Here is a 24,190-nt window from a genome sequence, read left to right on the forward strand (position 1 = left end):
ATCTCGGTGGCGAGCGTCACCGATGCGGGTGGCTAGCATGGTCCCTCGTGCGACCGGACCGAACTTCTGCAGCGTTCACCCGCAACCGCCTGATCGCCCTCGTCTCCGGGTTGCTCGGATTCGTACTGGCACTGTTGACGCCGTTGCTTCCGGTGAAACAGGATCGGGCCGCGCTCGACTGGCCCCAGCCGGGCAGTACCAGTGTCGAGGCGCCGCTGGTTTCGTATGTGCCGCTGCGGTTGGATGCCACGCTGCCGTGTTCGGTGGTGACCGCGGCCGGTTCGGGCACCGTGCTGTCGACCATTCCGCACGCCTCGGGTCAGGCCAGTGCGAAGGGACTTATCGTCTCGGTCACCGACGGCACGCTCGCCGTCCTGCAGCGTGACGTGCCGCTGCTGTCGGCGCCGGTCGCCGAGATCGCCGGATGCGAGTCCGTCACCATCAGCACGACGGCGGCCGCTACCTCGGTCGAATTCGTCGGTGCGAAGCGCCAGGACGGTACGCCCTTCCGCAACACCATCACCCGCGATATCCGCCCGCAGGTGGTCGGCGTCTTCACCGATCTGGATGCCGCGAAGCTCGACGGGGCGAAGCTGCACGCCGATATCGATTCGCGCTTCTCCTCGACACCGTCCGCGCTCAAGCTCGGTGCGATGATCGCCGCGGCGATCTGCACGATCATCGCGCTGGTCGCATTGCACCTGCTCGACAATGCCGACGGCCGACGCGCGCGCCGGTTCCTGCCCGCGCATTGGTGGCGGTTCACGCTGGCCGATGCGGTGATGCTCGGGCTCCTGGTGCTGTGGCATTTCATCGGAGCCAATACCTCCGACGACGGCTACATCCTGAATATGGCCCGCGTCTCGGAGCATTCCGGCTACATGGCCAACTATTACCGGTGGTTCGCGGTGCCCGAGGCGCCGTTCGGCTGGTCCTACGAGGTGCTGGCCTGGATGACCAAGGTCTCCGATGCCAGTCCGTGGATGCGGCTGCCGACGCTGGCCGCCGGAATCGTGTGCTGGATGGTGATCAGCCGAGAGGTGCTGCCGCGCTTGGGTGCTCGGGTGCGCAGGCACAAGGTGGCGCTGTGGACCGCCGGTCTGGTTTTCCTGGCGTTCTGGCTGCCCTATGACAACGGGCTGCGGCCCGAACCGCTGATCGCCGCAGGCGCGCTGCTGACCTGGTGCTCGATCGAGCGGGCCATTGCGACAGGACGACTGCTGCCCGCCGCGGTCGGTGTGCTGATCGCCGCGTTCTCACTGGCGGCCGGTCCGACAGGGCTGATTTGTGTCGCGGCGCTGATCGCGGGTTCGCGGCCGGTGCTGCAGATCATCATTCGACGGGCGCGCGATGCCGCGGGCACGCTGGCTACCGGAATTGCCGTGCCGGATTCGGTGGACGACGTGAATTCGGTCGGGAACGAAGGCGCATCGGGTGGCGGGCCACGGGTTGCCGCCGCTACGGCCGACCACAGCACCTCGCGCCTGGCCACCTTCTTCCGGTATGCCGCGCTGCTGGCACCCGGACTCGCCGCCGGAACGCTCGTGCTGGTCGTTGTTTTCGCCGATCAGACGCTGGCGACGGTGATGGAAGCGACCCGGGTGCGCACCCTCGTCGGGCCGAATGTGGCCTGGTTCGATGAGCGCACGCGGTGGGATTCGCTGCTGATGCTCTCGCCGGACGGATCGCTGGCGCGGCGGTTCGGTGTGCTGGTCATGCTGCTGTGCCTGCTGGTCTGTGTGCTGCAGGTGCTGCGCAAGGGCCGGATTCCGGGGACCTCGCGCGGGCCGTCGGTGCGGATTCTCGGCATCGTCTTCGCCTCGTTGCTGCTGATGATGTTCACACCGACCAAGTGGACCCACCACTTCGGCGTATACGCCGGACTGGCCGGATCGCTGGCGGCGCTGGCGGCGGTCGCGGTGGGCACCAATGGGATTCGCTCGCCACGCAACCGAGCGCTGTTCGCGGCGGCGGTGCTGTTCCTGCTGGCGATCACCTTCACCGGATCCAATGGCTGGTGGTACGTATCCAGTTACGGTGTGCCGTGGTGGGATAAGGCCCCGCTGATCGCGGGTAAGGGCCTGTCCACGCTGTTCCTCGGGCTCAGTGGGGTCGCGCTGATCGTCGCGGTGTGGCTGCACTATCGCGAGCCGTATCGCGAGAAGACAGATGCGCCAGGTCGTTTCGAGCGTTATGCGTCCGCGCCGTTGACGATCGCGGCCGCGCTGCTCGTGCTGTTCGAGGTGGCGTCGCTGGCCAAGGCCGCGACTACCCAGTATCCGGCGTACTCGATCGCCAAGTCGAATCTCGAATCGCTGAACGGTAATACCTGCGCCCTGGCCAACGAGGTGCTGGTGGAGACCGACACGGCGAATTCGCTGCTGCTGCCCTACACCGGCTCCCCCGCCGACGGATTGTCCACGGAATCGAAGGGATTCACGCCCAATGGCGTGGCCGCCGACCTCACCGCCGATGCCGAGGAAACCGTCAGCGGCGGTGCGAATTCGGTGAACAAGGATTCCAAGAACAAGACCACCAACACAACCGGTGCAGGCACCGGCGGCGGCACCAGTCAGCAGGCCGGAATCAACAGCAGCACAGTGGCATTGCCGTTCGGTCTGGATCCGGCGCGGACGCCGATCATGGGCAGCTACCAGGAAGGGACCGACCAGCAGCAGGCCAAGCTCACCTCGCAGTGGTATCGGCTCGACCTGACCGACAGCATCCGCAATGACCCGGCCTACCAGGTGCTCGCCATTACCGCGGCGGGCCGGATCCGCTCCGTCGATGCCGACGGTGTGCTCACCTACGGGCAGGAACTGCACCTGGAGTACGGCGTGCGCGGAGCGGACGGCGAAGTGCAGACCCTCGGTTCGGTGGATCCGCTCGATATCGGGCCCGCACCCTCGTGGCGCAATCTCCGTGTGCCACTGGACAAATTGCCCGCCGGAGTGAACGCGGTGCGATTGGTCGCGGTAGACAACGACATCACCCAGAAGCAGTGGCTGGCCGTCACTCCGCCCCGGCTGCCACATCTCGCCACGCTGAATTCCGTTGTCGGCGAGACCGCTCCGGTCCTGCTGGACTGGCACGTCGGCCTGGCCTTCCCCTGCCAGCGCCCGTTCGACCACCTCGACGGCGTCGCCGAGGTCCCCAAGTGGCGCATCCTGCCCGACCGCGTCGGCTCCGACGCCTCCAACGCCTGGCAGGACGATATCGGCGGCGGCCCCCTCGGCTGGACCGGTCTACTCCTGAAATCCCAAACCATCCCCACCTACCTCGACCACAACTGGACCCGAGACTGGGGCTCCCTGGAACAGTTCACCCCCTACGACCCCACCGCCACCCCCGCGACCATCGTGAGCACCGTGCAATCGGTCAACGGCTGGATGAAAGCCGACCCGATCCGCGCGCGCTAGCCCATTCCCACGCGTGAGCCGACAACCCTCGGCTCACGCGTGGGCTGATCGAACCGGCGGTGACTAGCCCGCAGTCAACTCACCGAAAGCAACATCGATGGAGATCGGGGTATCCAGCGTCAGCCGACGGGTATGCAGCCCGACCAGGTGGTAGCGACCTTCGGAAAGTCGGTATTCCTCGATCTGCTCGATGCCGTCACCCGATTCGGTGGGAAACACTATGAGGTACATCGGAATACCCGCAGCGGCATAGGCGGCTTTCTTCTCCACCGTATCGGTGTGGTGTGAACTATCCGGCGAAACGATCTCCACCACCAGTAGAGCGTCATCGGCGTAGAGCTTCGCATCGTCATCCAGACAGCGGTAGACCGTGACGTCCGGTCGGCGCAGACTCAGCGGCACATCGCTGATTCGAACGTCCACATCGGTCTCGACCATCAAACACGGCTCGGGCTTGCGCCCGGCTTCCATCCGCGCCGCCAACCGCCGAGCGATCCGGTTGTGCAAGCGGGACGGGCTCTCACATTTCACGATATGCCCGTCGACCACCTCGATGGTTCGACAGAATTCCTCGGGCAGCAGCTCATAGTCCCGGGCGGTGATCTGCTCCGGGATCCACCGGTACCAGTCGCTGGGAGCGCCGCTAGTCATGCCGTGAGCCTACCGGGCACGGCGCACACCAGCCGATAAGTCGCGCATTCCCTCCGGAGTACCGAGCGCGATCATGGGACGAGAACGAGGCGGCCGCGCAGGCCCCCTGCCGCTAGGCGACGTTGGGCGGTTGCGACCTGGTCCAACGGGTAGGTCTCGGCCACGCGGAGGGTGAGTTGGCCTTTGTCGACCAATGCGACGAGTTCGTCGAGTTGCGGGCGGTCGGCGTGCACCAGAACGATGGTTACCTCGGTGCCGCGCAAGGGAATCGGCGTGGCGGGGACGCTGATCGAGACGAAGCGGCCGCGGGCCCGGACAGCGGCGAGGGTTTCGGGGCCGAGAGCGGCGGCGTCGAGGGCCGCGTCTGCGCCGCCGGGGACGAGGGCTCGAACGGCATCCGGAAGGTCGGCTTCGCGTGGGATGAAATCGGTGGCGCCGAGGGCACGCACGATGGCTTCGTCGGCGGCGGAGGCCGAGGCGATGACTCGGACGCCTTGTGCCGCAGCCAGTTCGACGGCATAGCCACCTACCGCGCCTGCCGCGCCGGTAATGAGCAGGGAGTCGGCGGGAGTCAGTTCGAGGGCGGCGAGGGCCTGTACCGCGGTGAGGCCGTTCAACGGAATCGTGGCCGCGGCTTGGGCTGGCACGGAAGTCGGTGCGGGGGCGAGGTTTTGGGCTTCGAGGACGATGTAGTCGGCTTGGGCGGCCAACGAGACGTCCAGCCGGTCACTGATGCCGATGACGGCCTGGCCCACGGTGAATTCGTCGACACCCGCACCGATGGCATCGATGACACCCGCGACGTCCCAGCCGATACCCCACTGATCGCGCGGGGCCGCGAAGGGCGTGCCGCCGACACCGTTTCGAACCATGAGATCCACCGGATTAACCGTCGCCGCAGCCACTTTCACCCGAACCGTACCGGGCCCCGGCTCGGGAACCGACACCTCGATGATCTCGGCGACCGCCTCCGGACCAGGTCGACGGACTACTACTGCACGCATGGCACTCCTTACCGCTTATCGGATACGGCGACAAAAATAAGGCGAGATAGTATCTATTGGATAGTAGTTACCCAGAAGTGCGTTACGGGCAGCAGAGGAAGCAGATGGCGACGACGACCGCGGCACAACGCCGTGACCTGGCAAAACAGCGATACGACGCCTACGTGGCCGAATGCCCCACGCGCCAATTGCTCGACCGGATCAGCGATAAGTGGGTCAGTCTGGTACTCAACGCTCTCGCCGATGGCCCGCTGCGCTATGCCGAGATCAACCGCATCATCTCCGGCGTCAGCCCCAAGATGCTCACCCAGACCCTGCGCACCCTGGAGCGCGACGGCCTACTGGAACGCCGGATCACCGCCGAGGTGCCGGTCCGCGTCGACTACGAACTCACCGCACTCGGCCACAGCCTGCGACCTGTGATGCACGCCATAAAAACCTGGGCCGAGGAGCGCATGGACGACGTGCTCGCGGCCCGCGCACGTTACGACGGTGAACCAGCGTGACCGTGTCGTAAAAGTTGGTCGCGAAAGCCTTCCCACGGATGAAGCTGGCCTTAACCTTTTATTCATGACCGCGGCCTTCGATGATATGGATCTGCGTGACCTTGTCGGACTGCTCACCGAAGATGAACTTCGGGAGCTTCGACCGGCGGTGCTGCGTGTGTTATCCCGCCAAACCCCGCAAGAGTTGCTCCGTCGTGAATTGGGCCTACGCATGGCGAAGGTCTAGTCCGAAAACCATCATCCACCAGGCCGTTGCGTCGGCAGAGCAGTCGACGCCGCGGCCTTTCGTCGTCAATGGCGCTGTCACGTCCCAAAACGAGAGCAGGCCCGCCGAAGTCGACGGGCCTGCCTTTATTCACGACCTAGAACACACGCAGTTGGCCGGGTGACCAGAGTCCGGAACGGCTGGCCGTGCCGGTATCCAACTTGGCTGGAACCGCATTCGGGTAGTACTGGTCGTAGCGCTCCAACGAACCCCAGTCCCGCGCCCAGTCGTTCTTCAGGTACGTCGGAATGGTGCTCGACCTCGCCAGCATCTGACTGAAGCCGAGCAGACCGCCGAATTCCTCGGCCTGCCAGGTATTCGTCGAGCTGATGGCCAGCGGTCGGTCCGGCAGGATCCGGTAACCGGGCACCTCGGCCACGCCGTTCTTGTGATCCAGCGGCCGCTGGCACGGGAACTGCAGCCCCACTGCCCAGTCCAGCAGCACCGGCTGCTCGGAGCCGATAAAGCTGTTGAGCGTGGCCAACTTCGGCATCCGCGGCGGGGTGAAGGCCAGCCACTGATCGCCGATCAGAATCGGGTCATTGGCGACAATGCGCACCGCATCGGCATCGGGTGCGATCTCGTCGAGCGGGATGCGCAGATTACGCCACGACGGGAACGGACCGATATCGCGCGGCAGGTAGGTGCCGAGCATCTGCACGCTGCCGTCGGGCAGATGCTTGCCGTAGTCGACGGTCAGCGACTGGCCGTACCTGGTGTCGCCGGTGTCGTCGACGGACAGGATGCGGCCCGCGGCCGAAATGACCACCAGCGGACGGTCATCCGAGCGCGGCGCCAACTGGTACCAACTGGAGACCAGATGCGCGGGCTGCTGCACGCCCTGCTGGTAGCTGCCCATAACCGGCGTGGTGGCCGGATCGAGGCCGAAGGGCAGGGTGGCCCGGCTGCCGTTGACACCGGTCGCGCCGTAGCCGCCGTCGGTGCCCGCGTTCTGACCGTCCGCGCCGACCGGACCGACCGACTGGGTGGAGGTATTGCCGGTACCCGGCTTCACCTCGATGGTGTCGGCGCTGAGCTTCTCGGGCACGCCGTTCGGATCGAAGCCGACCGGATCGGCACCGGCCAGCGGATCACCGTTCTTCGGCGGATTCGCCGGATCGATGATCGGCGTGAGCATGCCGTTGCCCTTGTTCACATCCGGTTCCACCAGCACGTCATTGGCGAGACCGCACGAATTACCCTCTACCGCATCGAAATTCGAACGCCCGAGCGAATAGGCCGGATACTGCGCGACAGCACCCTTGACCAGCGAGAACACCTCGAGCAGCACCATCAGCGCGGCGACCACGGTCAGCGGGATGGCAGCGAACTTGCGAATCCGCTTGCCGCGCACCGACTTCGCGGAGGGCTGCGGCTCGGTGTAATCCTCGCGAAGCGCCGACCAGGCGACCAACGCCAGCGCCAGCCCGAACAGCACCAGCATGAATGTGTTCGACTGGTAGCCGTGCAGCGAGATCCGCTTGTCGAACCAGGGCACGCCGAAGCTGGACACGTACCAGTAGCCGTTGATGCCCGAGAAGGCGACCGCGAGCACGAACAGCAGTCCGGCGAGGAAGATCGCCCGATTCTTCCTGGCCCGCAACGCACTTGCCGACACCGCCACCGCGGTGACCGCGGCCAGTGATCCGGCGATGCCCGCGTACGCGCCGAAGTGATGGGTCCACTTCGTCGGGTTGAACATCATGAAGAAGATGGTTCCGAAGACCACGCCCATCAGCCGCCAGGTCGGACCGCTGGCGATGCCGGGAACCTGCCTGCGCCGCAACAGCACCAGCATGGTGGTGAACAGGCACAGCAGCATGATCAGGAAGGCGAAGCGGCGCGACAGCGATCCGTCGACAGTCTCCACGAACAGGTAGTAGTAGCGCAGGTAGTCCTCGTACCAGGCCAGATTCGGGCCGGTAACCTGGCGCACCCGGTTGGCCTCCTGGATACCGGCGAAGGTCTGGTCGCTGTAGACCACGATCAGCACCAGCAGACCCGCCGCCGCGATCGGCGCGAGCAGCGGCAGCGTCGAACCCCACTTACCCACCCCCTGCGCCGCGAACTGCCGATGCCGCCGCACCACGATCCGCACCAGCGGTCGGATACCGGCGAGCAGCGCGGCCACACACATCAGACCGGTCGGCGCCGCCGCCAGGGTGAACGCGGCCACCAGAATCGCCACCGCGGCGGGCAGCAGCCGACCCGTCGCGATGGCCCGCTCGATCGACACCCAGGTCAGCAGCGCGCCGAGCGCGACGATCGGCTCCGAGCGCAGACCGTTGTCGAACGGCAGCCAAAACGCTAGGAAGACCAGCCCACCGGTCCACAGCGCCACCTTGCTGTTGCGCACCCCGCGTCCGAGCCGTGGCACCACCTCGCGGCTGATCACCATCCAGCACAGAATCGCGCAGAACAGCGCGGGCAGCCGGACCCAGGGGCTGGCGGTGGAGATCTCCGAGAACGCCTGGATGACGTAGTAGTACCAGCCGAACGGCGCCTCCGGCACGCCGTACCAGCGGAAGTAGTTGGCCATATAGCCCGCGTGCGGCGCCACCCGCACCATGCTCAGGATGTAGCCGTCATCGGAGGTATTGGCGCCCACGAAATGCCACAGCAGCAGCGTGCCGACGACCGCGCCGTCGGCCCAGTTCGGCTTCAGCCAATTGGCGGGCAGGAACCGGCGGTGCCCGCGCCCGTCGCTGCCGTCGAGCCGAGCCAGTGCGCCCAGCGCGATCAGCGTGCACAGCACCGCCGCGATCATCGCGATCAACTTGACCGGCGTCGGGCTGGAGGAGAACCGGGTGTCCACCGTCATGTGCAACGACAGGCCGGTGGGCACCGCGCCCTTCAGATCGGTGAACACGCCGACCACCTGCGGGCGCAGATCACCGTTGAGCTGCCCCTCGACCGGTACCTCGACCTTCTGCGTCGTCCCGGGCGCCGCGCCCTCGACCGGCCGCTCGATCGTGGTGGTCACACCCTCGAACGCAGCCCTGGTCCGATTGATATCGGAGCTGATGGTGATCGACGTACACGCGCCCAACTGCGCGCGCTCGGCCGAGGCGACCACGGCATTGCGGTCGACCACATCCACCGTGGTGTCGGAGACCCGCACGAACATCGCTTCGAGCGATGCCCGGTCGCCTTGCGGCGGCGCGGTGGCCAACAGCATGCCGCCGTAACTCGGTAGCTGATCCACCGCCGCACACGGAATGCTCGCGTCGAGGTCGATCGGGACCTGCGACATCAGCGGCGCCTGCACGCTGTTGAGCGCGCCGCCCTGCGGCCAATTCAGCGTCGCGGTGGTCTGGCTGACCGGTAAGAACGGAGCAGCCATCGCGAACAGTGCGCCGAGCACGCCTGCGACCAGCGCGACAAGGCGCGCGGTTCGGAAATCGCTAGGTGCGACTTCGGGCGCGGCAGGCGGTTTTGTCAAGACTGCGGTAGCGACGTCGGGCACGGTTGGCAATGGTAGCGGTGTTTAATTGTCGCGGCTTCGCCGCGACGTGTTCTCGGCCCCTGATGGCTTGCGTCCGAGTGGCCGAGACGCGCGACTTCGTCGCATGCGCTTCGGCCACTCGGACGCAAGCCGGGCCGCGAACGGCGCATGCTCGATCTCGCTTCGCTCGAAACCTGGCGTGTGCTTGTGCCGCAATTAAGCAGCGAACAGTCACCTGTCTCGGGAACTCCCTGGCGGTCCAGCAGTTCATGACCCGAACTGCTGACCAGTTGCCGGAGGGATGGAAAGGTGTTGGGTATGACAAAGGTGAATCTCGAAACCAACTACGGACAGATCGTGCTGGAGCTCGACGACGCGAAGGCCCCGAACACCGTCGCGAACTTCGTGAATTACGTGAAAGCCGGTCACTACAACGGCACCATCTTCCACCGCGTCATTCCGGGTTTCATGATCCAGGGCGGTGGCTTCACCCCCGAGATGCAGCAGAAGGGCACGCAGGCCCCGATCCAGAACGAAGCGAACAACGGCCTGAAGAACGACAAGTACACCGTCGCGATGGCCCGGACCAACGACCCGCATTCGGCCACCGCGCAATTCTTCATCAATATCTCCGACAACGGCTTCCTGAACCACTCCGCGCCCACCGCGCAGGGGTGGGGCTACGCGGTCTTCGGCAAGGTCGCCGAGGGCTCCGAGGTAGTCGACAAGATCGCCGCAGTGTCCACCGGTTCGGCGGGCATGCACCAGGACGTGCCCGAGGACGACGTCATCATCGAAAAGGCGACCATCGCCTGATTTTCGGCCGCCAGGCAACAGTATCGGGCCGCACCCTCGTCGTGGTGCGGCCCGACCCCGTCAGAGCGGCAGCAGGTGGTGTTTGCGTGGGTTGCGGAGGAGTGTTTTATTGCGCAGCAGGTGCAGGGCGCGACGGAGTTCCAGGCGAGTGGTCGCCGGTTCGATGACGGCGTCGATATAGCCGCGCTCGGCGGCGACCCACGGCGTCGCGACGGTCGCGTTGTAGAAGTCGATCATCTGCTGACGCACCGCGGCGCGCTGATCCTCCGGTGCCGCCTCGATCTGCTTGCGGCCGATCAGGCTGACCGCGCTCTCCGCGCCCATGACCGCGATCCGCGCGGTCGGCCAGGCCAGATTCACATCCGCACCGAGCTGTTTCGAACCCATCACCGCATATCCGCCGCCATAGGACTTGCGGATCACCACGGTCACCTTCGGCACGGTGGCCTCGACATAGGAGAACAGGAAGCGGCCGCCGCGCTTGATGACGCCGATCTTCTCCTGTTCCACACCAGGTAGGAATCCTGGCGTGTCGACAACGAATACCAGCGGAATATCGAACGCGTCGCACATCCGCACGAAGTGCGCGGCCTTATCCGAGGCCCTGGCATCGAGCGCACCGGCGTACACCATCGGCTGATTCGCCACCACACCGACGCTGCGCCCGTCCACCCGAGCGAATCCGGTGATGACATTGCGTCCCGCCGTGGCGCCGATCTCGTGGAAATCACCGTCGTCGAATATGCGCAACAGGATGTCGTGCATGTCGTACCCGGCATTATCCGAGTCCGGGACAATGGAATTCAGTTCCAGATCCGATTCGGTGATCTCCGGCTCCAGACCCGGATTCACGATCGGCGGCTGTTCCTGGCAGCTGGTCGGCAGGAAGCCCAGATACGCGCGCACCCATTCGAACGCGGCCTGCTCATCTTCGGCGATGTGATGGATATTGCCGTACTGCGCTTGGCTATCGGCGCCGCCGAGTTCCTCGAGACTGACGTCCTCACCGGTGACCTCCCGGATGACGCCGGGTCCGGTGACGAACATGTAGGCCTCGTGGGTGGCCACCACCACGTCGGTATTGATCGGGGCGTACACCGCCCCGCCCGCGCACTTGCCGAGAATCATCGAAACCTGCGGCACCATCCCGGAAAGCGGCTCAACGCGCAACCCCAGCTCGGCGTACCAGGCCAATGAGGTCACGGCCTCCTGTACCCGGGCGCCGCCGGAGTCGTTGATACCGACCACCGGGCAACCGACCTTGGCCGCGAACTCCAGCACGGCGGCGACCTTGCGGCCGAACATTTCCCCGACCGAACCGCCGTAGACGGTCTGGTCGTGCGAGAAAACCGCCACCGGTCTGCCCTCGACGAGGCCGTGCCCGGTCACCACACCGTCGCCGTAGAGTGCCGACGGATCACCCGGCTTGCGCACCAGTGCACCGATTTCCACGAAGGTACCCGGATCGAGCAGCATATTGATCCGGTCGCGGGCGCTAGGAATACCCTTCTTGGCCCGCTTCGCCACCCCCGCTTCGCCCGCCGGTTCCTGCGCTAACTCCAGTCTTTTGCGCAGATCAGCGAGTTTCTCGGCAGTAGTGCTCACTTGGACCCTCTCATCAGGTGCACCCCTACGGGGCAATCACGGCAAGCTTCGCGGTGAGATCGGCTCCGATCTTTCCGATCCGCGGCTCGTCAACGATCTGGAGGTGATCACCCGGAATATGTATAACCTCGAGGTTCGGAATGTATTCATTCCAACCACCATTGGGCAAGCGGTCCGCGTAGCGCGGTTCCAGCTCGATCATGCCGTCGTGGTAGCGATCCGCGAGGTACAGCACCACATCGCCGTCGTAGTGACTCGGCTTGGTCTTGGCCAAATGGCGTCCCTCGATCCATGAGGTGCGCTGATGTTCGAGCACACCGCCCGGAATCTTGGTGCCGCTGATCTTGATCAGGTCGTACACCATCTTGAACTGCTCTTCGTCCGAAGCCGCGGCGAGTTCTTCCAGCTGCTCCTGCGGGAGTTCGCCTTCCACTCCGTAGGTCTTCTTGGCGAAGGCCTGGTAGCGCTGGATGCGGCGGACCCGCTCCTGCGGACTGTTGTCCTCGCCCTCGGTAGGGATGGCCAGGTCGATCAGACCGACGATGCGCACATCGGCGCCCTCTTCGCGCAGCAGCTGCGCGACCTGCAGCGCGAATACCGCGCCGAGCGACCAGCCGTACAGCACGTACGGACCGTCGCCCTGGATCTTGCGGAGTTCGGGCAGGTACTGGCGCGCTCGCTGGACGATATCGCCCTCGACACGCTCGAAGCCGTACATCGGGGTATCGGCCGGGAGCCGCTTCAGGAGCGGTTCGTAGACCAGCGTATTGCCGCCCGACGGGTGGAACACGAAGACCGGCACGGCATTCGAGCCGTCCGGACGCGCCCGCAGCGGGCGGACAAAACCGTCGACTTCGGCGCCCTTGTCCTGTAGTTCCCGCACGATATCCGCGAGCTGCTCGATGGTCTCGCAGTCGAGCACATCATCGACGGTCACCTCGGCCTTGACCCGCTCGGTGAGTCGGGCCGCCAACTTCTCGGCGACCTCCTCCTCCAGAATCGGCAGGGTATTGAAAATGCCGCCCGCCGACTTACCGGTGACGATCGCCCAGGTCGCGAAGGTCAACCGCTCGGCGGCATCACGCGGCGGCACATCTTCCTCATCGGCACCGGCGGGCTGACCACCGAAGATCGCAGCGGCGGCGACGGCCTCGGCCTCGCCGACCGCAGTGGTGTCCTCGGCATCCAGCGCGCGTTCGATCGCGGCTTCGGCATGCTCCGGCGCAGCCGCGGCAGGGGCGGCACCGGTGATACCGGCAGCCGTCTCGGCTTCGACAACGATCTTCTCGGCCTCCGCCTCGACCGAGGTATTCTCGGCATCCAGCGAAACCCCTTCGGCGCCAGCGACATTCGCCACCACCGCCGCCGGATCCTCGCCTGCCGCGACCGCAGCACGCGCCGCGGCGATGAATCCGCCGTCGACCGCGATCTCCTCACCGGCCGCCTGCTTATCGGCGATGGCCTGCACCTCGTCGCGGTGCTCGATGGCATAGCGCAGCACCTTGCCGACCTCGGTCAGGTTGGCATCGCGCACGGCCTGGATCTGCAGCTGCGGAATATCGAATTCGTATTCCACCCGGTTCTTGATGCGCATGGCCATCAGCGAATCGAGGCCGAGTTCCATCAGCGGGATCTCCATCGGCAGATCCTCGACCGCGTAACCCATCGACTCGGCGACGATCAGCGCCAGCCGCTCCTCCAGGGTCTGCGTGCCCGCCGGATCCCAACGCTCACCGAAGGTTTCGACGACCTCGAGATCGGCCTCCCCGGTTGTCGCGACCTCGGTCCCCGGAACCGCCGCGGCGACAACAGGTTCGGGCAGCGGCGCACCCGAGGCGACGACCGCCTCGAACAGCAACTGGAAGCTCGCGCCCTCGCGCGCATGCACCTGCACCGACGCGCCGCCGAGGTGCGGGATCAGCGTGGTGGTCAGCGTCCCAGCGCTCGGCAGCGCCGCGTGCGGGACCGACGCGCCCAACGACACATCGCTGAGTACCTGTGCCGCAGCGGTTTTCACCAGCGCCGCGAGATCGGTGACGGCCGAGGCCTGCACCTCCCACACGTGCCGACCGTCCGGCAGCGCGACATGCGCACCGGGCACCCTGGCATTGCCGCTGCCACCGACCATCTTCGCCTTCGGCCAGTACTGCTTGCGCAGGAACGCGGTCCGCGGAATATCGGCGTAGTCACCCGCGGGCAGCAGCGACGGCAGATCGACGCGATGTCCGTGCACGTAAAGCTGTGCGAGCGCGGAGATTACGCCCGCCGACTCGTCTTCCTTGCGCTTGAGGGTCGGGATGAGCTGCGCATCGTGCACGCCCGCCGCGAAGGTCGTGCCCAGAACCTGCATCAGCGCAACGGAATTCGGCGCCAACTCCAGGAAGGTGGTGTGGCCGGTGTCCACCGCGAGCTTCACCGCATTGGTGAAGTACACCGAGTGGCGCATGTTCTTGACCCAGTAGTCCTCGTCGTGCACCGGATCGCTGCCGGGTCGGTAGAACTGTTCCTTGTTGACGGTCGAGTACAGACCCGCCGTCAACTTGGTCGGCTCGATACCGGCCAGTTCCGCCGCCAACTCGCCGAGCAGCGGATCCATCTGCGAGGTATGTCCGGCGCCACGGGTCTGCAGCACGCGCGCGAATTTGCCCGCCTGCTCGACCTTGGCCACGATCGCCGCGACCTGGTCCTGCGGACCACCGATCACGGTATTGGTCGGCGCCGCGTACACCGCGCATTCGACATCCGGATAGTCGACCAGCATCGCCTCGATATCGGCGGCACTCAGCTCGACCAGCGCCATATTGCGCACGTCGTCATCGCTGATCATCGCCTCGCCCTCGCCCATTAGGCGTGAGCGAGCGCAGATCACGCGCACCGCGTCCTCGAGCACCAGACCACCGGAGATATAGGCTCCGGCCACCTCTCCCATCGAATGACCCACCACCGCATCGGGTTGCGCGCCGTGCGCGCGCAACAGTGCGGCCAGGCCGATCTGAATGGTGAAGATGCCGACCTGCGAGGTACCGACGTTGTAATCCTGGGCGTCGTCGAGGATCATCTCGCGCACCGAATACCCGGCCTCGTCCTGCACCAGCTCGTCGACCTCGTCGACGGCCTTGCGGAAGATCGAATTCTCCAGGTAGAGCTGCTTACCCATCTTGCGGTGCTGCGCGCCGAATCCGGAAAGCACCCAGACCGGGCCATGCACGGCGGGCGCGTCCGCGGTGAAGACACCAGGCCCGGGCTTGCCCGCGGCGATCGCACGCAGACCAGCGACGGCCTCTTCATGGGTCTTGGCGATGACCACGCCGCGCGAACGCCAGTGGCTGCGCTTGGCCAGCGAACGCGCCACATCTTCCAGCGCAGAGTTACGGCCTTCCTCGGTCTCCAGCCAGTCGGCCAGCTCCGCCGCGGCGTGGCGGCGGCGCGAAGGCAGATACGCCGATACCGCAAGGATCACCGGCAGCGGTTCGGCCCGCTCGGTCGACCATTCCGCGACAGCCGCTACGTCGGCGGCAACCTGCTCGGCACTCTCCGCGACTATCTGATCGGCCTCCGCGACCACACCTGTGGTCTCGATATCCGCGTCTATCGTTTCGCTCTGCTCTGCCGCCTCGTCGGTCTGGGCGACAAGTTCCGCAATCCCGTCTGCGGAGGCCTGGTTCCGATCAGCCGGAGTCGGCTTGTACTCCTGGATGACCACGTGGGCGTTGGTGCCACCGAAACCGAAGCCGGAAACACCGATGGTCGCGGTGCCGCTGTAGCGCGGGAATTCCGTCGCCTCGTCGACGACCTTCAGGTGGGCCTGTTCGAACGGGATGTACGGGTTCGGCCCGGCATAGTTGACGTTCGGCGGCAGTATGTTGTTCTGCAACGCCATGACCACCTTGGCCAGGCTGGCAGCGCCCGCACCGGACTCCAGATGCCCGAAATTCGTCTTCGCCGAGCCGAGCAGCGCGGGCTTGTCCTCGTCGCGTCCACGGCCAACCACCCGACCGAGCGCATCGGCCTCGATCGGGTCACCGAGCAGCGTGCCTGTGCCGTGCGCCTCGATGTAGTCGACCGTGGACGGCGCAATGCCCGCGTCGCGGTAGGCACGGCGCAGTACATCGGCTTGGGCGTCCGGGTTCGGTGCCACGATGCCGTTGGACCGGCCATCCGAATTGACCGCCGAGCCCTTGATCACCGCGAGAATCCGATCGCCATCACGTTCGGCGTCGGCCAAGCGCTTGAGCACAACCAGACCGGCGCCCTCGGAACGGACCATGCCGTCGGCATCGGAGGAAAACGCCTTGATCCGACCGTTCTTCGCGACCGCGCCGATCGAATCGAATCCAAGGGTGATCGCGGGTGCGAGCAACATGTTCACGCCCCCCGCCAGGGCCAGATCGGCATCACCGTCACGCAGGGTGCGCACCGCTTGATGCACCGCGACCAGCGTGGACGAGCAGGCGGTGTCGATAGCGACGGAGGGGCCACGGAAGTCGTAGAAGTAGGAGATCCGGTTGGCGACGATGGCGGAGGATCCACCGGTCAGGGCATATGCATCGGCCGAGGCAGGCGCTGTCGGATCGGACTGGCCCAATCCGAGTGCGGACACCAGCTGGAAGTCGTTGGTAGAAGTGCCGACGAAGACGCCGACCGACTCACCCTTGAGCTCGCTCGCGGGAATCCTGGCGTGCTCCAACGCTTCCCAGACCAGCTCCATCATCAAGCGCTGCTGCGGATCGACCCGCTCGACCTCGATCGGAGACATAGCGAAGAACTCCGCATCGAAGCCCTTGACCACGTCTTGGTCGAGGTAGCCGCCCAGGGTGTTGCCCTCGGCGACCTTCGCGGCCACCGCCGGGTCGTCGGTGAACTCGTCCCATCGGCCCTCGGGGCGCTCCCGGATCGCGTCACCGCGATTGATCAGGAATTCCCAGGTGGACTCGGGGGTATCGCCCGCGCCCGGCAGCCGGGTGGACAGGCCGACGATCGCGATATCGTGCGCCTCGCCCGGCTGATACCCCGCGGTGTAGAACGAATCGTCGGCGGATTCCTGCGGCAACTCCGGCTCACCGTTGATGACGACCTCGGCCAGCGACGCGATGGTCGGATGCTGGTAGACGATCGTCGCCGTCAGCACCACACCGGTCAGCTCTTCGATATCACCGCCGAGTGCGATGGCATCGCGTGAGGCCAGCCCGAACTCCTCCATCGGCCGGTCAACCGTGATCTGCTCGATCGGTTGACCGGTCGCGTCGGCGACCCAGCGCCGCAGCCACTCCCGCAGCTCCGCGACCGACATATCGGTCGTCGCGGCGGGTCGTGAAACGTCCCCGGCGTCAGTGGTATCGACCGCGTCCGCATCGGCGGGCACGATCTCGGTCGTCTGGTCGGGCGTGCCCTCGTTGTCAGCCATCAGTTCCTCAAGCTACCTGTCTGCGTACCGGGCACGCCGTGAACCGACGCCTGACGTGCGCAAACGCCGAGCGTCGATATTCGGGTCGAGCCACCCTCGGGCAATTACTCTTCCGGTGCATCGGGGAAGGCCTGCTGGGTGTAACCACCCCGCAGCGTTCCCTCCAGATAAGCAGTCTTGCAGGCGCGTCGAGCGATCTTGCCGCTGGAGGTCCGTGGAATCGAACCGGCGGGGACCAAGAGCACGTCACGCACGGTCACACCGTGGCGCTGGGAGATCGCCGCGCGGACCGCGTCGGCGATCGGCAGCGGATCGGCCTTACCGGCGCCCGGTCCGCGCTCGGCCACGATGACGAGCTGCTCGGAGGCATCGTCGGCATCGAAGCTCAGGCCGGAATGGCTGCCCTGTTCGAATACCTCGGCGGGCAGCTGATTCGCGGGCACCGAGAACGCGGCGACGAAACCGGGTCGCAGCGCCTTCGAGGCCTCCTGCGCGGAGAACTCCAGGTCCTGCGGGTAGTGATTGCGGCCGTCGACGATCACGAGGTCCTTCACCCGCCCCGTGATGTACAGCTCGCCCTCGAAGTACACGCCGTAGTCGCCGGTGCGCATCCAGTTGGCGTCGAGCGCGGTGCCCTCGGTGTGGCTGCCCTCGGACAGCCGGTGGGCGACCTTGTTGTGGAAGGTCGCCGCGGTCTCGTCCGGACGACCCCAGTAGCCGATGCCCATATTGTTGCCGTGCAGCCAGATCTCACCGACTCGACCGTCGGCCAGCTCACGGCCGCCGCCGTCGGAATCGACGGTCTCCGGATCGACGATGGCGGCCCACTGCGACAGCGCGACATAACCGCAGGAGACCTGCGCGATGGCATTCTCGGCGCCCTGCTCGACCCGGACCATGCGGCCCGCGTTGAGTTCCTTGCGGTCGACGTAGACGACCTTGGCCTCGTCCTCGGCCTTGGTCGCGGAGACGAACAGCGTCGCCTCGGCCATGCCGTAGCAGGGCTTGATCGCGGTCTTGGGCAGGCCGTACGGGGCGAAGGCGTCGTTGAACTTCTTCATCGACGAGGTGGTCACCGGCTCACTGCCGTTGATCAGGCCGATGACATTGGACAGGTCCAGCGATTCGCCGTTCTTCGGCAGACCACGCGCGGCGGCGTGCTCGAAGGCGAAGTTCGGTGCGGCGGCGAAGGTTCCGGCGCCGTCGTTGGCGGCGGCCAGTTCCTTGATCCAGCGGTACGGGCGGCGCACGAACGCGCTCGGCGACATGATGGTGATGTACTTGCCGCCGACCGCGGGCAGGATGACCGTCAGCAGACCCATGTCGTGGAACAGCGGCAGCCAGGTGACACCGCGCGAGTTCCAGTCCAGGTTGATCGCGTCGACCATCTGCAACAGATTGGTGCCGACCGCCCGGTGGGTGATCTCCACGCCAGCCGGAACGCGGGTGGAGCCCGAGGTGTACTGCAGGTAGGCGATGTCGTCGACGGCGACATCGGGACGCACCCAGCTCTCGCCGACGGCATCCGGAATCGCGTCGACCGCGATGATGCGCGGACGCTGGGCGGCGGGCAGCGAGCGGAAGAACTGGCGTACACCGGCCGCGGAGGAGCTCGCGGTCAGAATGGCGGAGGGTTCGCAGTCGCCGAGCACCGCGTGCAGGCGGTCGGTGTGGCCCGGCTCGTCCGGGTCGAACAGCGGCACCGAGATGGTGCCCGCGTAGATCGCGGCGAAGAAGGAGATCACGTAATCCAGGCCCTGCGGAGCCAGGATCGCGACCCGGTCACCCGGGTTGGTCACCTGCTGCAGTCGAGCGGCCACCGCGCGCAGCCGAATACCGAACTCACGCCACGTCAGCTCCTGCGCCTCACCGTCGCGCTCGCGCGAGTAATCGATGTAGCGGTACGCGAGGGTGTTCGCGTCGTTGCGGGTGTGCTTCTCGACGTGGTCTACCAGGGTGTGATCATCGGGAATACGGATGTTCCCGGTCTCATCCAGGTAATCGTCGAAAGTCTCGTCCATTCCTTCATCTCCTCCGAGGCACACGCAGCAAGACGGCGACAACGCCGCTGTTACCTGTGAGGCCCCGACTCGCTATCGCCCGCGGGTGCTCTACATGCGAGAGCCAGCCTGCAGATTTTATTGCGGTCTGCGCGGTAGACCGCTATCGGCTAGATGTTCTCAAACCAGAGTCATGTTACAGAGAAGACCGGGTCACTCCCCCCGCAGCAGCGGAATAATCGGCGCGAACGCGTCCATCTGGGTGGGGAACACACCGACATAGGACATCGATGTGAGTTGCCGCACCTGACGGATCTGTTCGGCGATCTCCTCGAATGTGCCGATCGCCACATAGGGCGAGGCGAGGATTTCCTCGACCGACAGTTTCACGTCGACCTCGAGGTCCGGGTGCAGTCCGCGATCGATGGCGGACAGCGCCATCTCGGCGGTCTTCTCTCGGTCGTCGGTGATGACGATCGCGGTAATGGCCCAGTTCAGCTCGATATCGGCGAAACGCTCACCAGCGGCTTCCTTGATCAGGTTCACCTTCTCGATGGTCTTTTCCAAGGTGATCCCGGACAACAGTCCCTTGCCGTTCTTGGTGGTGACCGGAACGACCGAAATGATGTCGGCGTGCTTGGCGGCCAGGCGCAGCATCTTCGGACCGCCGCCGCCGGTGCAGATCGGCGGGCGCGGACCCTGCCGCGGCCGTGGCGTCCCCTTGACACCGTGCACCTGGTAGTACTTGCCCTCGAAGGTGCACTCCTGACCACGCAGCAGCACATCGAGAATGCTCAGGGTCTCGTCCAACTTCGCGAGGCGCACGCCCGGCGATTCGTAGGGCAGACCAGCGGCGACGAATTCGTCCTGCTTCCAGCCCGCGCCGATGCCGACCTCGAGGCGGCCCTTGGACAGCACGTCGATGGTGGCCAGATCCTTGGCCAGCACCACCGGATGCCGGAAACCATTGGCCAGCACCGAGGTTCCCAGCCGGATCCGCTCGGTGGCCTGGGTGAGCGCACCGAGTGCGGCGATCGGGCCGATCTGGTCACCGAGGTGATCGGGCACGACGAAGGTGTCGAAGCCGTATTCCTCGGCCGTCTGCGCGGTCTGGACGAACTTCCTTGCCCCGCCCTCTTGCTTATTTCCCTCGCCCGCGGCCGCGAAGCGGAAGGGCCGCAGCGGAGTACCCAGCGCGGTCAACTCAGCATCCGCGTCACGGCTCGCCGTGGTGGCCGGTGCGGCTTCTGTCATGAACTCATGCTCCTGGCTGTAAGGAAATGTGGGCGCGAAGCCCGACCACATCGTGCCCACGCTTCTGGGGGCTCGAGGGTCGGCGTCGCGATCATCAGGCGCACTTTACAGCGTTGCGGTGTGGAGTTGCCCAGCTTGCGTCACTAGCACCGCGATCAGGCGGGTTTCATGTGACCAGTCACCAAGGCGACAACCGATTTCGTGCGCGTGTTGGTGACTCGCCGGATCTGCCCGGCGACTCACCCGAGGGCTGTCGAGGTTCCCACGACAGAGAAAGGCCCGAGGAGGCGGTCAAGCATGCGCCGGGTGTGGCGCTGCCTCGATCAAACCGTTCGCCCAGTTCACTGTCCACTGTGTCGCGGTGGTGCCATCGCCGTCCACCACGTAACCGTTGTAGAGGCTGTGCACCGGGTTGCCCACAGCGCGGACCAGGGTCAGCACGCTGCCCACAATGTTCAGGGGACTCAACGCATCGCGCGGCGAATCGCAGATCAGATCACCCGGCGCGCAGATGGTGTAGGTGCGATCGGCGAGCGAGCCGAAACCACCCGCCCTGGCGCCGGTCATCGTGATCCCGGGCACCTTCAATCCGTTGAGCGCGATCTCGGCGCCGACTCCCGTGGGTGCGGTGCCGATCTGGATGGCCTGGCCCGGTCCGTTGTCACCGGTGCGGCGGCCGTCGGCGATCAGCATGACGCCCAGCACCTTGTCCGCGGGGACCGGCCCCTTGCCCGCGCCGATCTGGTTGGCGATATCGCCCGCGATCACCGCGCCCTGGGAGAACCCGGCGAGCACATAGGTGGTCAGCGGACAGTCGCGGTACCGATTCGACATCGCGTCGAGCGCACGCTGCCAGCCCTCGGAGCGGCTGTTGTTATAGGACTGCTGACCGTCCGGCGGAATCGCGATCGGATTGGAGAACTGCGCGACATACGGAACGGTGTAGACATCCAGCCGACCCTCCGGGAACTGCTGCGACACCGGCCCGGAGATGTTGAGCATCAACGAGATCGGATTGGCCGTCGGATTGTGCGGATCGTCGTTGCTATTCGATTCCCAGGTACCGGGTATCGAAATCATCTGCACATCGGGACACCAGGCGGGCTGGGAGGTCGGCGGTGTCGGCGGCGGCTTCGGACCGGGCTTCGGCTTGCGCAGCGGACCGGCGAGCACGAACCACAGCAGCAGCGCGATGACGAGGACGAGCACCGCCACACCGATGAAGAGCAGACATCCCGCCGGTTTTCTGGACCGGCGGGAGGCCGAACCGGGACGCGCACTCACTGGCAGTACGTCGCCTTAGCCGTATCGATGTAGATCCGTCCGGCCTTGTCCACCGGCATCTTCGCCGGATCGAAGGACGGATCCGATCCGGCCATCGCCGAGACGAAGGTCATCAGATCCTGATCGGAGGCATTCGCCGCGACGCCCTGGCAGACGTAGGAGCCGATGCTCAGCGCGATATCCGGGGTGGACGGGGTAATGCCCGCGGCCTTGAGCGCGTCGAGGAACTTCTTGTCCTTATCGGTGAGCTTCGAGGTGTCCTCGGGGACGGCATTGGTCGGGACGGGCTGCGGACGCTCCGGCGTCGCCGTATCGGTGGGCGTCTCGGGGGCCTGCGACGGCTGGCCGGTCGCAGCGGCGCTGGTCGAGGCGGAGGTCGGCGCCACCGTCGTGGTGTGGGACAGCGTCGGCGTACTCGTGGCCGTCGAATCGTTATTGCCACAGGCGGCGAGCAAGCCGGTAGCGGCGATCCCCACGACTACGCCGATAACCTTTCCGCGGGTCCGATGCATGAATTCGTGTCCTCGATCTGTTCGCTAAGGGGTCGGGTCGCCACCCAGGCTAGAGGAAAGCCAACCATAGGTGCAGTCGGCCATCAAACAGACCGTTTGGAATCAAATGCCGTGCACCTCGGGTTTGCCATCGCGCACGGTGATGAATCCGGTCTGGAAATTCTGCTGGGTGCCGCCGGGAATGGCGAATTCGTCACTCGTCGGATACCCGAGCCTGCCGTTCTCATAGCCGAGCACCGACCACATATCCATGATCGGCCCCGAACGCACCGGCCACGCACCCGAGAGCGGGCTCCAGTAGATATTGCCGCCCTCGAACTTGCTGTAGCGGCCGAAATCCTTGCTCGGGGCCTCGTCGGCGGTGGGGAAACCGAGTTGGCTGTTCTCATAACCCAATTCGGCGTACTTGCCGAGGATCATCCCCTGCACGTGATGCACGCCGGTCTTCGCGCTGTAGTAGAACGGGCCGTTTTCGAAGGACTGGACCACACCGTCCCTATTGGGGACCTTGGTCTCCGGTCCGGTGGGATATCCGGCCGGGCCACGCTCGAAGCCCTGCCCGCCCCATTCGTCGAGAATCGCGCCACGCACCACCTGGGCGCCGGTCCGCGACGTCCAGTAGAGCAGGCCGTTCCGGAAGGCCTGCATGCGTCCGCGGCCATCCGGCAGCCCGCGTTCGTCATCGGTGGGCAAGCCGAGCGAACCGCTCGGGCCGAGCGCGGCCTGGTAGCCGCCGCCGATCATGCCCCCGACCGGGTGCGCACCGTCGGCCTGCGAATAGAAGACCCGGCCGCCCTTGAAGTCCTGCGCGATGCCGCCCGGCACCTGGTACTCACCGGTCAGGCATTCGCCGAGCCAGCCGTTGCCGCCAGCCAGCGCGGCGATCGCGCCACCGGTCTGACACGCCGGTTTATTCGGATCGACCCCGAGTGCGGCGGCGGCCTGCGGCCAGGACTGGCGCATTTCGAAATCCCAGTACGGCCACGAATGTGTCCCGGAGGGACGGTAATTCACCTGCGCGGGGATGGATAGCTTGGCGAGTTTGGTGACGAAGTTCTGCGAGGTCAGCCTGGACAGGATCTCCAAACCCATGCCCGCGTAATTGGTGCTGACCCCGGGAATGCCACTGGCCTGGTCGAATGGTCCGATCGAGCCGTTACCGCTGGAGATATACAGGCTGACACCCTTGAGCTTGTCCGCCAACGCGTACGGGTCGTGACTCTCCCATTCCGGACCGCCCGGCGGACCCCACATGGCGGTCGAATCGAATCCGCCCGCATCGTGCATGGCGTACTGGATCGCCTGCGGCATGCCGAGAGTGGTCGTGGTCAGCACACCGGAGTACGACGCGGCGTATTTCGCGAAGTTCGGGTTGCGCCCGGCCAGGAACATCGCGGCCGTGCCACCCATCGAAATGCCTTCCATGCCACGCACATCCGTGGTCCGCCACTGACTCTCGAGCAGCGGCGGAAGTTCCTTAGTGAGGAAGGTTTCCCACTTGTAGTTGCGACCGTTGTCCGGCTGCAGCCAGTCGGAATAGAAGCTGGATTGACCGCCGATCGGCAGCACCACCGTGATGTTCTTATCGGCGTAGAAATCCACCGCACCGGCGTCGTGGGTCCAGCCGCTCTCCTCATCGGTGGCGCGCAGACCGTCGAGCATGAACAGCGCCGGAAACCTGGCCTCCGGGTGCGTGTTCCAATCCCGGGCCAGCAGCAGCTGCACCTGGATGGGTGTGGCCATCGACGGCGAATTGATCCACAGCGCGACCCGCCGATCGGTCAGCCACACCACCCGCTGCACCGTCGCGCCGACGGCCGAGGCGGCGGCGGGCTGGGCGTTTGCCGGTGGAGTCGCCGGGGAAATACTGGATGCGAGTGGGATCACGAGGGCGGTTGCGAGCATCGCGACCCGACCGCGGGTCACACGTCCGCCACGCCGCCCGCGCCGCCCCCAGCTTCCGAATGCAAGTCCTGCCACAAGTGTTTCCTACCCCGGTTGCGGTGCGGTTGCGGGTAAGACACG

At 65.7% G+C, this 24,190-nt stretch carries 14 protein-coding genes; 4 read left to right on the forward strand and 10 right to left on the reverse strand.

Translation table 11 applies throughout. The features are described from left to right. The first annotated feature begins 47 nt into the window (after nucleotides 1-47). Nucleotides 48-3,419, forward strand: coding sequence for an arabinosyltransferase domain-containing protein (locus tag NA5_RS01445; protein WP_062980954.1), 3,372 nt, complete (start codon nucleotides 48-50; stop codon nucleotides 3,417-3,419). A gap of 63 nt (nucleotides 3,420-3,482) precedes the next feature. Here the strand turns inward: NA5_RS01445 and NA5_RS01450 are convergent, their stop codons facing one another. Both NA5_RS01450 and NA5_RS01455 read right to left on the reverse strand, forming a co-directional pair. Next, complete coding sequence (locus NA5_RS01450; RefSeq protein ID WP_062980957.1) at nucleotides 3,483-4,070, reverse strand: Uma2 family endonuclease; 588 nt, start codon at nucleotides 4,068-4,070, stop codon at nucleotides 3,483-3,485. A gap of 71 nt (nucleotides 4,071-4,141) precedes the next feature. Further along, nucleotides 4,142-5,074, reverse strand: coding sequence for an NADP-dependent oxidoreductase (locus tag NA5_RS01455; protein WP_062980960.1), 933 nt, complete (start codon nucleotides 5,072-5,074; stop codon nucleotides 4,142-4,144). A gap of 104 nt (nucleotides 5,075-5,178) precedes the next feature. On the opposite strand from NA5_RS01455, the gene NA5_RS01460 reads away from it, so the two are divergent. Both NA5_RS01460 and NA5_RS41135 read left to right on the forward strand, forming a co-directional pair. Then, entirely contained in the window at nucleotides 5,179-5,580 is a 402-nt protein-coding gene (locus NA5_RS01460; protein WP_062980964.1) for a winged helix-turn-helix transcriptional regulator, read from the forward strand. Nucleotides 5,581-5,644: 64 nt separating this feature from the next. Then, nucleotides 5,645-5,806, forward strand: coding sequence for a hypothetical protein (locus NA5_RS41135; RefSeq protein ID WP_169811244.1), 162 nt, complete (start codon nucleotides 5,645-5,647; stop codon nucleotides 5,804-5,806). A 136-nt stretch (nucleotides 5,807-5,942) separates the two neighbouring features. Here the strand turns inward: NA5_RS41135 and NA5_RS01465 are convergent, their stop codons facing one another. Then, the gene (locus NA5_RS01465) at nucleotides 5,943-9,311 is read right to left on the reverse strand and encodes an arabinosyltransferase domain-containing protein (protein ID WP_062980967.1); all 3,369 of its coding nucleotides are present in this window, start codon (nucleotides 9,309-9,311) and stop codon (nucleotides 5,943-5,945) included. A 297-nt stretch (nucleotides 9,312-9,608) separates the two neighbouring features. Between NA5_RS01465 and NA5_RS01470 the strand changes: the two genes are divergently transcribed. After that, nucleotides 9,609-10,106 carry a peptidylprolyl isomerase gene (locus NA5_RS01470; protein ID WP_062980970.1) on the forward strand — a complete coding sequence of 166 codons (498 nt, stop codon included), beginning with the start codon at nucleotides 9,609-9,611 and terminating at the stop codon, nucleotides 10,104-10,106. A 60-nt stretch (nucleotides 10,107-10,166) separates the two neighbouring features. Here the strand turns inward: NA5_RS01470 and NA5_RS01475 are convergent, their stop codons facing one another. The 7 genes from NA5_RS01475 to NA5_RS01505 form a co-directional block, all read right to left on the reverse strand. Further along, complete coding sequence (locus NA5_RS01475) at nucleotides 10,167-11,711, reverse strand: acyl-CoA carboxylase subunit beta (RefSeq protein ID WP_062980972.1); 1,545 nt, start codon at nucleotides 11,709-11,711, stop codon at nucleotides 10,167-10,169. Nucleotides 11,712-11,736: 25 nt separating this feature from the next. Further along, nucleotides 11,737-17,115, reverse strand: coding sequence for a polyketide synthase Pks13 (gene pks13 / locus NA5_RS01480; RefSeq protein WP_084483795.1), 5,379 nt, complete (start codon nucleotides 17,113-17,115; stop codon nucleotides 11,737-11,739). A 104-nt stretch (nucleotides 17,116-17,219) separates the two neighbouring features. Next, the gene (gene fadD32 / locus NA5_RS01485; protein ID WP_062980975.1) at nucleotides 17,220-19,136 is read right to left on the reverse strand and encodes a long-chain-fatty-acid--AMP ligase FadD32; all 1,917 of its coding nucleotides are present in this window, start codon (nucleotides 19,134-19,136) and stop codon (nucleotides 17,220-17,222) included. Between the two features lie 192 nt (nucleotides 19,137-19,328). Further along, complete coding sequence (locus NA5_RS01490) at nucleotides 19,329-20,369, reverse strand: LLM class F420-dependent oxidoreductase (protein WP_062981316.1); 1,041 nt, start codon at nucleotides 20,367-20,369, stop codon at nucleotides 19,329-19,331. A 291-nt stretch (nucleotides 20,370-20,660) separates the two neighbouring features. Beyond that, nucleotides 20,661-21,653 (reverse strand): cutinase family protein, encoded by a 993-nt coding sequence (locus NA5_RS01495; protein WP_084483796.1) that lies wholly within the window; start codon nucleotides 21,651-21,653, stop codon nucleotides 20,661-20,663. Beyond that, complete coding sequence (locus NA5_RS01500) at nucleotides 21,650-22,165, reverse strand: DUF732 domain-containing protein (RefSeq protein WP_062980981.1); 516 nt, start codon at nucleotides 22,163-22,165, stop codon at nucleotides 21,650-21,652. The genes NA5_RS01495 and NA5_RS01500 overlap by 4 nt, the downstream gene beginning before the upstream one ends. A 102-nt stretch (nucleotides 22,166-22,267) precedes the next feature. Further along, complete coding sequence (locus NA5_RS01505; RefSeq protein ID WP_084483824.1) at nucleotides 22,268-24,070, reverse strand: alpha/beta hydrolase-fold protein; 1,803 nt, start codon at nucleotides 24,068-24,070, stop codon at nucleotides 22,268-22,270. Nucleotides 24,071-24,190: the final 120 nt, after the last annotated feature.

The sequence above is a fragment of the Nocardia anaemiae NBRC 100462 genome (genome assembly GCF_001612725.1).
Taxonomy (GTDB): domain Bacteria; phylum Actinomycetota; class Actinomycetes; order Mycobacteriales; family Mycobacteriaceae; genus Nocardia; species Nocardia anaemiae.